Consider the following 12,789-nt stretch of genomic DNA (forward strand, 5'->3'; position numbering starts at 1 on the left):
TCCCTGGTTCGTCAGCCGGTGAGGCCGGTGCCGAAGGCGCCGTAGGCGCGGGTCTGGCCGAGGCTGCCGGGGCCGAAGGAGCGGGCGCCGTCGGTGACGGGGCCGGTGGCCGAGCCGCGCAGCGTGGTGATGGCGCCGATGCCCTCGTCCTCGAAGCCGGCGGTGATCGTGAACTCGGCGCGGCCGTCCTTGGTGACGTCGGACAGCAGGACGTCCGAACCGAAGTAGTCCATGGCCTCGGCCGAGCCCGGGACACCCGCGGTGGCCTGGGTGAAGGTGCGGGCGCCGGTGCCCGAGAGACCGGAGGCCGAGCCGCTCATCAGGACCGTGGCACCGGTGTCCTCCGTGGTGCCGACGTCCTCGAAGACGACGCCGATGGCGAGGTCGCCGTAGCCGTCGCCGTCGGCGTCGCCGATGGAGACCGAGCCGCCGAAGCCGTCGTTCGCCTCGTCGGCCCCGGGGACGCCCTCGGAGTTCTGAGTGAGCTCGGCCATGGGGGCGTCGCCGTTGACCGGGCCGCCCTCGGAGCCGCGGATCACGACGACCCGGCCGCCGAGGCTGCCGCTGTGGTCGTCCTCCTTCGAGAAGACGTTGCCGAGGGCGATCTCGTCGTAGCCGTCGCCGTCGATGTCCCCGAGGGCGAGGGAGGTGCCGCCGTTCAGGGCGCGGGGGACGGAGGTGTCCGGGCCGGTGGGGGAGCCGAGGTAGGCGACGCCCTTGGACCAGCTGCCCGACTCGTCCGAGTCGAGGTGGACGCGGTAGGTGAGGACCAGGTCGGACCGGCCGTCGGCGTTGGTGTCGCCCGCGTCCATGGCGTCGACGCTGTACGCCGTCTCGGGCGTGTTGATCTTCTGCGCGGTGCCCGTGGTGCCGGTGGTGGTGAAGGGGCCGCGGACGACGTAGGCGTGGGACGAGCCGGTGCCGACGGCCAGGTCCGTCCTGCCGTCGCCGTCGAAGTCGCCCGCGGTCAGCAGCCGGCCCCAGTTGTCGTGCCCGGAGACCGCCGGGTCCTTGACGGTGGTGCCGTTCTTCAGGCCGCTCGCCGAGCCCCACAGCACGGTGACGGAGCCGCCGTCCTCGTCCGTGCCGACGTCCTCGCCGGAGGAGCCGACCGCGAGGTCCGTGTAGCCGTCGCCGTTGAGGTCCGCCACGGCGAGCGCGTCGCCGAAGGTGTCCTCGGCCTCGGCGGCACCGGGCACGCCGGTGGTGTTCTGGCTGACCACGGTCCGCCTGGCCGGGTCGAGGCCGGTGGCGCCGCCGTAGACGACGGCGACGTAGCCGGCCATGCCGAGGCCGTCGACCTTGGCGTACGGGGCGGCGAAGGCGACGTCGCCGTAGCCGTCGCCGTTGAAGTCGGCCGTCGGGCCGGTGGCCGGAGCGGCGGTGGCCGCCGTCGCGGGCAGGGCCGTGAGCAGGCCGGTGGTGAGGGCCGTGGCCAGGAGGAGGGTGCGCTTGCGCATCGATGGAGTCCCCGGGGGTCGGTGATCAGGAGTTGAGGGCGGTGCCGTAGCCCGGCTTGCCGGCCGTGGAGACGCCGGTCGTGCCCGGGCCGAAACTGACCGAGCCGGTGGTGGTCGGGCCGGTGGCGGTGGCGCGCAGGGACCAGACCGCGCCGTCGCCGGCGTTCTCGCCCGGCGCGGAGACGGACAGGTCGGCGCGGTGGTCGCCGGTGTGGTCGGTGAGCGCGACCCGCTCGCCGAACCGGTCGCCCTGCTCCGAAGCGCCGGGCACGCCCGCGGTGTTCTGGGTGTACGACGTGGCGCCCTTGGTGGTGAGGCCGGACGCCGAGCCGTACAGCACGGTGACGGCACCGGCGGCGGAGTTCTCGCCCGCCGTGTCGATGGCCAGGTCGGCGAAGCCGTCGCCGTTGATGTCGCCGAGGGAGACGTCGCTGCCGAAGCGGTCGCCCTTCTCGGCGGCGCCGGGCACACCGGCGGTGTCCTGGGTGAGGACCAGCGGGGCGCGGTTCGTGTCGCGGCCGTCGGGTCCGCCGTAGACGACGGTGACCCGGCCGCCGAGGGCGCCCTCCGGGTCGGCGGACGGCTCCCGGTCGTTGCCCACGACGATGTCGTCGTGGCCGTCGCCGTCGATGTCCCCGACGGCGGAGACGAACCCGGCGGGCAGCCGCTCCAGCCAGTCGACGTAGTTGCCGATCCTCAGGTCGGCGAGGGCGGTGGTCGCGACGCCGGTGCTCACGGCACGGCCGTGCAGGACCACCCGGGGCCGGCCGTCGCCGGTGACGTCGCCGGAGGAGAGGTGGGTGACGCCGGTCGAGGAGGACCACCCGTCGTTGCGCGAGCCCGAACCGCCGTTGGACGCGCTCGTCCTGGTGAGCGGGCCCTGCACGAGGGAGAGGGTGATCGGGCCGGTGGAGCCGACCGCGACGTCCACGTCCCCGTCGCCGTCGAAGTCGCCCGCGGCCAGCGCCTGGCCGTACCGGTCGTAGTCGGTGCTGAAGAAGCTGAACAGCGAACGGGCGCCGGACAGGCCGGACTTCCCGCCCCAGACGATGGTGACCGTGCCGTCGTTGCTGTCGCTGCCGTCCTCGCCGGGCGTGCCGATCAGCAGGTCGGCGTAGCCGTCGGTGTCCAGGTCGGCGGAGGCGAGCGCGGAGCCGAAGGCGTCGTCGGCCTCGGCGGCACCGGGTATGCCGGCCGTGTTCTGGGTCAGGAGCGTGCGTGTGGAGCTCTTCGGCCCGCTGGTGCTGCCGTAGACCACCGACACGGCACCCGCCCTCGCCTGCCCGGCGACGGTGGCGCCCGGCGCGCCGATCGCGAGGTCGGTGCGGCCGTCGCCGTTGAAGTCGTAGGGGGCGGCGGGGGTCGCGGCGTGCGCGGCCGGGGCGGAGACAGTGAGTGCGAGCGGGGTCAGGGCCGCCGCGAGGACGGCGGTGGTGATGCGGGTGCGCATGGGTGTACGTGCCTCACAGAAGAGTCGACGGGACGTCACTGGGCGACGACCGAGCCGAGGTTGGCGCCGGACTTGAGGGAGAGGGCGGTGGCGGTGATGCCCTGCGCGCCGCTCGTGGTCAGGCCGGAGGCGGAGCCGCGCAGGGTCCACAGGCCGCCCGTGGAGTTCTCCCCGTCCACGCCGATCACCAGGTCGGCCTTGCCGTCCTTGGTGACATCCGTCAGGCCGACCGAGGAACCGAAACGGTCCCAGGACTCGGCGGAGCCGGGCACACCCGAGGTGTCCTGGGTGTACGACTTCACGCCGCTGCCGGTCTTCAGGCCGGAGGCCGAGCCGAACAGCACGGTCACCGAGCCCGCGTCCTTCACCGAGCCGACGTCCTCGCCCGGGGCGGAGACCACGACGTCGGCGTACCCGTCGCCGTTGATGTCGCCGGTGCTCACCGCCGTGCCGAAACCGTCGCCGGCCTCGCCCGCGCCGGGCACGCCCGCGGTGTCCTGGTGGACGACGGTCGGCTGCTGCGCCGGGTCCGGGCCGTTCGGGCCGCCGTACCAGACGGTGATCTGGCCGCCCTTGTGGCCGCCGGGCTTGAGGCTGTACGGGTCCGTGTAGTCGCCGAGGACGAGGTCGCCGTAGCCGTCGCGGTTGATGTCGCCGATCGAGCCGGGGTAGCCGTCGGCGTCCGGCAGGTCGGCCATCTTGTACGTCGTGCCGGTCCAGCGGAAGTAGTCGATCTCGCCGCCGGTGTCGCCGTCCACGTTGAACGGGTACACGCGCTCGGCCGCGCCGTCGCCGGTGAGGTCGCCCGCGATCACCTCGAAGGTGGTGCCGACCTCGCCGACGCGGAGGTTGTTCAGCGGGCCGCCGGTGCGGGTGAAGGGGCCGTGGTAGATGCGGGTCTGGCTCTGGCCGGTGAGCGTGACGTCCGTGTCGCCGTCGCCGTCGAAGTCGCCGGTGGCGATGCCCCGGGAGAAGTTGCCGTACTCGGAGAGCGTCGACGGCTGCGGCAGGCCCTTGCCGCTGGTCAGGCCCGACTTGCTGCCCCACAGGACCGTGCCGGAGCCGACGCCGTCCCGGTCGCCGATGCTCTCGTTGGTGGCGCCCACGACGAGGTCGGAGTAGCCGTCCCTGTCCAGGTCGCCGGTGGCCAGGGCGGCGCCGAACAGGTCGCCCGACTCGGCGGTGCCGGGCACGCCGGTGGAGTTCTGGGTGATGACGGCCTTACGGGTGGCCGAGACACCGGACGCCGACCCGTACAGCACGACGACCGCACCGGCGCAGGAGGCCGAGCCGACGGTGGTGCAGGGGGCGCCGGCCGCGACGTCCCGGTACCCGTCGCCGTTGAAGTCCCCGGCGAGGCCGGAGGGCGCGGCGGCGGCCGGGGTGGCGGTGAACAGGCCGGTGGTGAGCGTGGCGGCGAGGAGGAGGGTGCGCTTGCGCAAGGGAGGGCTCCGGGTGGGAAGCGGCGGGCCGGGCCTGAGGACCGGATCCCGGGTGGTGGGAAGAGCGGGGAGGGGCGGCGGCTCAGAGGGGGAGGCAGGCCTGTGGGGCGGAGTCCTGGCAGGTGGCCGTCCTGGGCGTGGCCGGGTCCTGCGGTGCCGGTGTGCCGGGTGCGGGCACGGGCGGCCCGCCCGTCGGCGTGGCCGGGCCGGTGGCCATCACGAGGGCGGGGCGCGGGTGCGGGCGCCCCTGGGGGCGTCGCCGGTGCTGAGGCATGCGGGGTCTCCTGCGGCATGCGGGATGCCTGGCGGGCATCCACAGTCGACAAAGCGCCGGGACCGTCCGTGTCGGCCGGGAGTTGTCCGGGCGTTCACCGTGGTCGGCGATCAGGAGACCTGCGTGGGGACGTAAGGGTTGTACGTGAATTCGGTTAATTGTCGAGACGGCCGTACGGGGGCCCCGAGCGCGAACGCCTGCCCGCCGACGTCGCCCGCCGCCACCCCCACGTCACGGCCTTCCCCGGTCAGCTCCCTGGCCTTGCCGATGGCCGCCGCCACACCGTCGACGCAGTGGAACGGCGCGTCCGGGTGCCGCCCCTCGGGCCGGAAACTCATCGCCCGGGTCGTGCGTGACGGTCAGGCGTTCAGCGGGTCCTTGGACCCGGCACGGTGACGGCCGCCCTTCGGCAGCGCCGTCCTCGCCGTCAGGCCGCGCGATTGCCAGGCGTTGTCACGGAGCTTGAACAGGGCCCAGTAGCGGGTGGGGCAGAGCAGCACGATGTTCATGAAGACGGCGGTCGGGGTGCCGACGAGCCAGGAGCGCAACCGCTGGCGAGCCGTCATGTCCGGCCGCATGAGGACGTACAGCCCGGACTGGCCGAACCGGACCACCAGGTACACGGCGAGGTACACCAGGGCGATGCCGGGGTTGTGGTATCGCCCGCCCAGGGTCAGGAGCGTCATGACGACGGTCCAGGCCAGCATCACCGGCGTGATGACGAGCTGGAGGAGCCCGAAGGTCGGCGATATGAGCTGCTTCAGCGACAGCCGCGCGTACACGAACGGCAGCATCCACCACCATGACCGGGCCCAGCGCAGCCGCTGCCGGTAGGTCTTCCGCAGCGTCGTCGGCATGTCGGTGACGACGCCGGCCTCGTTGACGGCCACGACCTCGCCGCGCATGAGTGCCCTCAGCGCCAGCCAGCGGTCGTCGCCCGTGCCGCACTCCACCTCGTAGGCGTCCAGGTGGTCGTAGAGCAGCTCGGCCCGGTAGAGCGCCAGCGCGCCCGAGGTCGTCTCCAGGGCGCCGAGCATCGAGCGCGAGGAGCGCATCATCACGCAGGAGGTGCCGATGTCGATGTCCGCGGCCCGGGAGACCCAGGTCTCCTCGAAGTTGCGGATGTAGATCATGCCGGTGGTGGCCTGGATCCGCGGGTTGCTCATGGCCCGCAGCTGCTGTTCGAGCGCGTCCGGGAAGGGCTCGCCGTCGGAGTCGATGGTGAGGACGTAGTCGAAGTGCTTGTGCTGCTCCTGGAGGTGCCGCAGTACGGTGACCTGCGCCCCGCGCTTGCCCTTGTTCTGCTGCCGGTGCCAGAAGACCCGGGGGTGGTCGAAGGGTTCCACGGGGTGCTGCCGGGAACCGTCGTCGATGACGTGGATCTCGTCGACCGGGTGCGTCTGGGCCAGCAGCGACCGCACCGTGCGGTGCAGGTTCTCCGAGGGCTCCTCGAAGGCCGGGATGATCGCCACCGTCCGGCCCGGAGCGACCGGGAGGTGGGTGAAGGACCGGCCCTTCAGGAAGGAGACCAGGCAGAGCACGATCACCGACATGCCCAGCCACCAGTAGAACGTCAGGATCGGGCTCGTCGACTGGAGGTGCACCACCACGGTGGCAGCGGCCAGGGCCGCCACCACCACGGTCGTCACCACCGTGAACGTCGTCCGTGAGGCGCGGCCCGGGAAGGCGCTCAAGCGGTCACTCGCTTGCCGCGGGTCGCCACGCGGAACACCGCGACGCCGCCGATCACGAGGAGCATGGCTCCCAGCACGATCCACCCGAGCCCGGTTCCGCCGGTGGCGGCCAGGGCGGCCCCGCCGGTCGCGGTCCCGATCGCGGCGCCCACACCGTTCTGTCCGTACACGTCTTCCTCTTTCTTTCCGGGATCCCCGGGGTCTCCGGGGGATCCCGGGTCTCCAGGGCTCTCTAGAGCCGTTCGATGTGGGGTGCGGCGGCCATGACGCCACGGGTGTCGAGCACGTAGGCGGCTTCGGCGGCGAGCCGCCCGAGGTCGAACTCGCCGTGCGCGGTGAGCAGGACGACGGCGTCGAAGGCACCGACGGTGTCTGTGCCCACGCCGAAGGGGATGTCGCGGCAACCGCCGTCCGACACCGGCAGATGGGGGTCCACGACGGTGACGTCCGCCCCCATCGCCCGCAGCCGGTCGGCGACTTCGACGGCCGGCGACTGACGGGCGTCCGAGGTGCCCGGCTTGTAAGCGGCCCCGAGCGCGAGGACGCGCGCCCCGTGCACGCTCCTGCGGAAGCGTCGGCTGAGGGCGTCCTGGAGCCGGCGCACCACGTAGTCCGGCTGGCTCTCGTTGATGTCCTGGGCCAGCTCGATGAGCCGGAAGGTCTGCCCGTGCCGTGCCTTGACGTGATGGCTGAGGTAGACCGGGTCGATGGGCAGACAGTGCCCGCCGACGCCGGGCCCGGGCAGGAACCTGGTGAATCCGAACGGCTTGGTCGCGGCCAGCTCCAGCGTGTGCCACACGTCCACGCCCAGCGTGTGAGCCATCCGTGACAGCTCGTTGACCAGGGCGATGTTGACGTGCCGGTAGGTGTTCTCGAACACCTTGGCCAGCTCGGCCTCTTCGAGTCCCGAGGCGGGCACGGTGACGTCGGTGACGGTGTCGTAGAACTCCTTCACCCGCGCCAGACAGCCCTCGGTCAATCCGGCGACGATCTTCGGCGTGTTCTCCAGCCGCCAGTCGGCGTTGCCCGGGTCGATGCGCTCGGGACTGAACCCGACGTGGAAGTCCAGCCCGGCGACGAGTCCGGAGCCCTCCTCCAGCAGCGGGATGAGCACGTCACGCGTGGTACCGGGGTGGGTGGTCGACTCGAGTACGACGGTGGCGCCCGGCTCGATGTACTGCGCGAGCACGCGTCCGGCATCCCGTACGCAGCTCAGATCGGGCGCGCGGTCGGTCAACGGCGTCGGCACGGTGATGACCGCGACATCGAACCCCTTGAGGTCCTGCGGGTCGGAGCTGGCGTCATACGCATCCGAACCGAGCACCGCCTGAAGCCGGTCGTCACCGATGTCCTCGACGTACGACGACCCGGCGGCCAGCGCCTCGCAACGCGTCCGGTCGGGCTCGTAGCCGATGACGGTGTGCCCGGCTTCGGCGGCCCTCACGGCGAGGGGCAGGCCGACATAGCCCTGCCCCAGCACACATAATGCATGGTGGTGTCCTCACCCCTGAAGTACGGCCGCCTGTTCCTGAAGCAGGCGGCCGTGGCGTGGTACTGCGTGAGAAGCGGTGTGGGAACGGCACCATCACCGCATCACCGGTCTGCCAGGGCCCCCTGCCCGAGCGTGCGCAAAGCGCAACCAGCGATCTTCACAAACCCCCCTCATTTGTGGACCTTCATGGTTCAACAAAAATTCACTGAGCGGAACCCTGTTTACTGTTTCGATATCTGAAGTGAGGAGGAGTGGGCGGGGGTTGCGAGGTGACGCTTGGTCAAGCGCCGGTCAGGAGGCGCGAGTGTGCTCGATGGTCTTCACATTTCAGCGGGCATCGAACGCAGGGGGCGCACCACGGGAGGTGCATTCGCGAATATCGAGCGCCCCTAGTGCGCCCCCTGGCCGGCCACGCTCCAGCACCCAAGAGGCCCTGTTCCGGGTGCGGACGCGTGCCTGCGCGTCAGCGTCGTCCGGATTGCCGAGTTGTCAGGACGGCGACGGCACGGCGGGGCAGCTGGTGCCCCGTGGTGGGACTGTCAGGTCGGTGAGGTAACCGTCCACGGTGTCCTCCATGCACGGGCCGCTGGTGACGCTGCCGTGCCCGTGGCCCTCGTAGGTGAGGAGCACGCCGCTGCGGCCGAGTTGCCGGGTCACCGAGACCGCCCACGGGTAGCCGGTGGCGGGGTCGTGCAGCGCGTTGGACACCAGGATCGGCGGGGCGCCGTGGACGTCGAGGCGGTGCTGCGGGTTGGCGGTCGGTGCGCCCAGACAGGCCGCTGTCATGTGGACCGGCAGCAGGTAAGGCAGGTCGGGCGCGGTCCTGTTCATCATGGCGACGAGCGAGGCGTACTCCTGGTAGTCGCGCACGGGCAGGTGCCAGTCCGAGCAGAAGACCGGCGTGGCCGGATGCAGCGGCGCCGTCGAGGTCGGCGACGCGGGCAGCGGCCTGCTCGCGTCCATCTCCGCGATCGCCCTGGCCAGGCCCGCGTAGTCGGCCTGGTAGAACTTCCGGAACGCGATCTTGTTGACCAGGTCCGAGGACGACAGCGACGTGCCCGGCTTCGCCGGGTCCTCCAGCTCGCCCCGTCCGGCCCGGGCCAACAGGCCCTGCCAGACGGCGCGGACGTCGCGGCCGTGCGGCGCGCAGTCCGCGGCCGCGTCGCACCACTTCGCGAACTCGTGGAACGAATCCTGTGCCGTGGCAGCCTCGGACCGCAGGAAGTCACGGGTGGTCGGGACACTGTGGTCCATGACGCTCTCCAGCACCATCGCGCGCACGCGGCGCGGGTAGGTCTCGGCGTACTGCGCGCCGAGCAATGTGCCGTACGAGCTGCCGTGGAAGGTCAGTTCGCGCTCGCCGAGGGCGGCCCGGAGCGCGTCCAGGTCCCGGACCGTCTGGGCGGTGTCGAGATGGTCGAACACCGGGCCGGTACGGGCCCGGCAGTCGGCCCGGAGCCGCCTGTTGTACGCCATGGTGGCGTCGAAGTCCGCCTGGCTCTTCAGCTCCGGTGACGGCCGCTCGGCAAGCAGGTCGCCGGAGCAGGTCACCGGGTTGCTGCCGCCCACGCCGCGCGGGTCGAAGCTGACGACGTCGAACCGGCGGCGGACCTCGGGGCTGAACCGGCTGATACCGCGCACCACCCTCTCCACACCCGAGTCGCCCGGCCCGCCGGGGCCGAACACCATCGAGCCGACGCGTGCGCCGGGGTCGGTGGCCTTGCGGCGGGCCACGGCCAGGTCGATTCTCGGCCCGTCCGGTCGGGCCCAGTCGACCGGCACCGACAGAGTGGCGCACTCGGCTCCCGGATGCGCCGGGTCGTCACACGGTGCCCACCGCAGGGCCTCGGCGGCAGACGGCGACGCGTGGACCGCCGGAGCGGCGGCGAGGCCGGTGATGAAGGCCAGGGCGGCGCCCACGGCAAGGGCCGTGCCCCGCGCGGTACTTCGCCGCAGTGCGGATCTGCCCCTGAACGACATGGATCCTCCTCGTGGAGAGAGCGGTGGTGTCAGGCATGCGGACCCGGCCGGGGCACTGTTGTCACGTTAGGTGCACCGCCGCCCACGCGGGGCCCATGTCAGGGGCTTTTCCGGGTCGGGTCGGGGGCCGTTCAGGGATGGCAAGGAGGGAAACGGCGACCATCTCCGAAGGGGCGCGCGGCCGACGCCGGCAGGTCTCCTCTTGGCCATCGCGCCGCCCGCGGCATCACGGTCAACGCCGTACTGCCCGGCTCGACCGGCACACCGATGCTGCACCAGGCCCGCAAGTCCATTCCGCTGCGGCGGCTCGTCGAGGCACACGAGGCCGCCGCCCTCGTCGGCTTCCCCTGCTCGTCGACCCCGGCCGGCCGGCCCACGACCAGGGCTACGACGCGCACTGAGCCCTGGAGCGTGTCCTACGGGGTGCGGGTGCGGGCCGGCCGGAACCGGTCCGTGGCCGCCAGCACCGCCTCGGTCGTGGCATCGCCCGACAGCCCGTGCCCCTCCTGGCCGATCAGCACGAACTCCGCGTCCGGCCACACCCGGGCCAGCCGCCACGCCACGTCCGCAGGGCCGCTGATGTCCAGCCGCCCGTGTATCAGCACGCCGGGGATGCCCGCCAGCTTCCCGGCGTCGCGCAGCAGCTCCCCGTCCTCCAGGAAGCCGGCGTGCCGCCAGTAGTGCGTGACGAGTCGGGCGAAGCGCAGCCGGAAGCGCGGGTCCTCGAAACGGGGGTCGGGCCGGTGCCCGGGGTGCGTCGACACATGCACGTCCTCCCACCGGCACCACTCCCGCGCGGCCCGCTCCCGTACGGCCGGATCGGGGTCGGCGAGCATCCGGGCGTACGCGTCCACCAGACTGCCGTCGCGCTCCCCCTCGGGGACGGCGTCCCGGAACCGGGCCCACTCCTCGGGGAAGATCCGGCCCATGTCCCGGGTGACCCACTCCACTTCGCGGCGGGTGGTGCTGGTGACGCTGAAGAGGACCAGTTCGGACACGCGCCCCGGGTGCCGCTCGGCGTAGGCCAGCGCGAGGGTCACGCCCCAGGAGCCGCCCATGACGAGCCATCGCCCGATGCCGAGGTGCTGCCGGAGCAGTTCGATGTCGGCGATCAGACGGGGGGTCGTGTTGGCGTCGAGCGAGGTCCGCGGATCGGCGGCGTCGGGTGTGCTGCGGCCGCACCCGCGCTGGTCGAAGAGCACGACGCGGTACGCCGCCGGGTCGAACAGCCGCCGCCAGAACGGCCCCGCGCCGGAGCCGGGCCCGCCGTGCAGGACGAGGGCGGGCTTGCCCGCCGGATTCCCGCAGCTCTCCCAGTACACGCGGTTGCCGTCGCCGACGTCGAGCATGCCGTGCTCGTACGGCTCGATGGGGGGATGGAGCTCGGCCATGCGCGACGCACCTTCCTCGGCTTCCGCCAGATATAACAGCACTGTTAGATTAACAGGGTGGGCAACGCGAACAACCCGATGAAGCACCCGGATCCGGCCGCCGTGGGCTCCCTGCTCCGCCACGTCCTGGAGCTGCTCGACGGCGACGTGGCCAAGGTCTACGAGGAGCAGGGCCTGGCCGAGTACCGCCCCCGGTTCTCCCCGGTCGTGCGGGCACTCCTGGCCGAAGGCCCGCTGTCCGTGCGCGACCTGGCCGCGGCGACGGGCGTCACGCACTCGGCCGCGAGCCAGACGGCGGCGCAGATGGCCCGCGCGGGCCTGGTCACGCACTCCCCCGACCCGCTGGACGCCCGCCGCCGCCTGATCGGCCTCACCCCGAAGGCCCGCGCCCTGGTGCCGCGGATCGAGGCGGAGTGGGAGGCCACGGCGGCGGCGATGGCGGAGCTGGACGAGGAGCTGTCGATGCCGCTCGGCCGGCTGCTGAGGGAGGTGGCCCAGGCGGTGGGCCGCCGGCCGTTCCGGGAGCGGGTGGCGGCGGCGTACCGGGCCAGGGGTGGCGGGCTCGAGTCGTGATCGGCGCGTCCCCCTGAGGCACGTTCACAGCAACACGGGCGCGTGGAACTCGCCGAGCCCTGAGGTCAGGTCCCGGTCCAGCCAGTAGCGGCGGGGTTCGGCGAGCATGACGTCGACGCTGACGGTGAGGATGCCGGGGATCTCGGCGAGTTCGTTGTCGCCTGGTGATCACGCTCGTCGTCGACAAGGTCCTCGCCCGCCGCGCGGACCTCCAGCCCGACGAGCCGGTCACCGCGCTCGGGGCCGGCGAACGGGAGGCGATCGAGGTCACCGGGCGGCAGCGCCGCGCGCTGCGTGTGACCGGGCTGGTCGCCGCCGGCGTCATCGCGTTCCTGGCCCTGGCCATGGTCCCCGCGTCCTCACCGCTGCGCGGCGAGGGCGGCGGCATCGTCGACTCCCCGGTGATCGGCGGGATGGCACTCGTCCTGGGCGTGTTCTTCGCCGTGCTCGGCACCGTCTACGGCCGGATGACCGGCACCTTCACCGCTTCCCGCGACATCATCGCCGCGATGGTCGAGGGCACCCGGTCGATGGCGCCGATCCTCGTCCTGTTCTTCGCGATCTCCCAGTTCCTCGCCTACTTCAAGTGGACGAACATCGGCGACATCCTCGCCGTCACGGGCGCGGAGACACTGCGCGACCTGCATCTGCACGGCTGGGCCGTGCTGGTCGGCATCGCCGTGCCGATCACGTTCATGAACCTCGTCATCACCAGCGGCTCCGCCCTGTGGGCGCTGGCCGCCCCGGTCCTCGTGCCCATGCTGATGCTCATCGGCATCGAGCCCGAGACCACCCAGGCCGTCTACCGCGTCGCCGACTCGGTCACCAACTGCGTCACCCCGATGAGCCCCTACTTCGTCATGGCGCTGGGCTTCATCCAGCAGCACCGCAAGTCCGCCGGCATCGGCACGCTCGCCTCCTTCACGATCCCGATCGCCGCCGTCGTCTGGGTCGTGTGGATCGCGTTCTTCGTGGCCTGGTACCTGCTGGGCATCCCGTTCGGCATCAACTGACGACGCCGCCTTCCGCCTTC

Annotated in this window: 10 protein-coding genes and 3 pseudogenes; 2 read left to right on the plus strand and 11 right to left on the minus strand. The window is 72.2% G+C overall.

The genetic code is table 11. The annotated features are described in order from the left end of the window. Positions 1-11 precede the first annotated feature (11 nt). The 10 genes and pseudogenes from ACFZDA_RS37575 to pip form a co-directional block, all read right to left on the minus strand. On the minus strand, positions 12-1,460 hold the full coding sequence (locus ACFZDA_RS37575) for an FG-GAP-like repeat-containing protein (protein ID WP_391090331.1): 1,449 nt from the start codon (positions 1,458-1,460) through the stop codon (positions 12-14). 25 nt (positions 1,461-1,485) lie between these two features. Continuing rightward, positions 1,486-2,910, minus strand: a complete 1,425-nt coding sequence (locus ACFZDA_RS37580; RefSeq protein ID WP_391090333.1) for a hypothetical protein — start codon at positions 2,908-2,910, stop codon at positions 1,486-1,488. A gap of 35 nt (positions 2,911-2,945) precedes the next feature. Continuing rightward, positions 2,946-4,352 (minus strand): FG-GAP-like repeat-containing protein, encoded by a 1,407-nt coding sequence (locus ACFZDA_RS37585; protein ID WP_391090334.1) that lies wholly within the window; start codon positions 4,350-4,352, stop codon positions 2,946-2,948. A gap of 82 nt (positions 4,353-4,434) precedes the next feature. Beyond that, complete coding sequence (locus ACFZDA_RS37590; protein WP_391090335.1) at positions 4,435-4,626, minus strand: hypothetical protein; 192 nt, start codon at positions 4,624-4,626, stop codon at positions 4,435-4,437. 182 nt (positions 4,627-4,808) lie between these two features. Then, positions 4,809-4,952 (minus strand): annotated as a pseudogene (locus ACFZDA_RS37595) (dihydrofolate reductase); the annotation flags it as partial. Positions 4,953-4,985: 33 nt separating this feature from the next. Next, the gene (locus ACFZDA_RS37600; protein ID WP_391090336.1) at positions 4,986-6,320 is read right to left on the minus strand and encodes a glycosyltransferase; all 1,335 of its coding nucleotides are present in this window, start codon (positions 6,318-6,320) and stop codon (positions 4,986-4,988) included. Then, positions 6,317-6,490, minus strand: a complete 174-nt coding sequence (locus ACFZDA_RS37605; RefSeq protein WP_391090337.1) for a peptidase — start codon at positions 6,488-6,490, stop codon at positions 6,317-6,319. The genes ACFZDA_RS37600 and ACFZDA_RS37605 overlap by 4 nt, the downstream gene beginning before the upstream one ends. Positions 6,491-6,552: 62 nt before the next feature. Beyond that, positions 6,553-7,800 carry a nucleotide sugar dehydrogenase gene (locus tag ACFZDA_RS37610; protein WP_391090338.1) on the minus strand — a complete coding sequence of 416 codons (1,248 nt, stop codon included), beginning with the start codon at positions 7,798-7,800 and terminating at the stop codon, positions 6,553-6,555. Positions 7,801-8,301: 501 nt separating this feature from the next. Further along, the gene (locus ACFZDA_RS37615) at positions 8,302-9,792 is read right to left on the minus strand and encodes an alpha/beta fold hydrolase (protein ID WP_391090339.1); all 1,491 of its coding nucleotides are present in this window, start codon (positions 9,790-9,792) and stop codon (positions 8,302-8,304) included. 416 nt (positions 9,793-10,208) lie between these two features. Then, entirely contained in the window at positions 10,209-11,183 is a 975-nt protein-coding gene (gene pip, locus ACFZDA_RS37620; protein ID WP_391090340.1) for a prolyl aminopeptidase, read from the minus strand. Positions 11,184-11,240: 57 nt separating this feature from the next. On the opposite strand from pip, the gene ACFZDA_RS37625 reads away from it, so the two are divergent. Next, on the plus strand, positions 11,241-11,756 hold the full coding sequence (locus ACFZDA_RS37625) for a MarR family transcriptional regulator (protein ID WP_391090341.1): 516 nt from the start codon (positions 11,241-11,243) through the stop codon (positions 11,754-11,756). Positions 11,757-11,780: 24 nt separating this feature from the next. On the opposite strand, the pseudogene ACFZDA_RS37630 reads toward ACFZDA_RS37625, so the two are convergent. After that, a pseudogene (locus tag ACFZDA_RS37630) lies at positions 11,781-11,915 on the minus strand (Lrp/AsnC family transcriptional regulator); the annotation flags it as partial. A gap of 2 nt (positions 11,916-11,917) precedes the next feature. Between ACFZDA_RS37630 and ACFZDA_RS37635 the strand changes: the two are divergent. Then, positions 11,918-12,769, plus strand: a pseudogene (locus tag ACFZDA_RS37635) (AbgT family transporter); the annotation flags it as partial. Positions 12,770-12,789: the final 20 nt, after the last annotated feature.

The sequence above is a fragment of the Streptomyces sp. NPDC007991 genome, assembly GCF_042958445.1.
Lineage (GTDB): Bacteria > Actinomycetota > Actinomycetes > Streptomycetales > Streptomycetaceae > Streptomyces.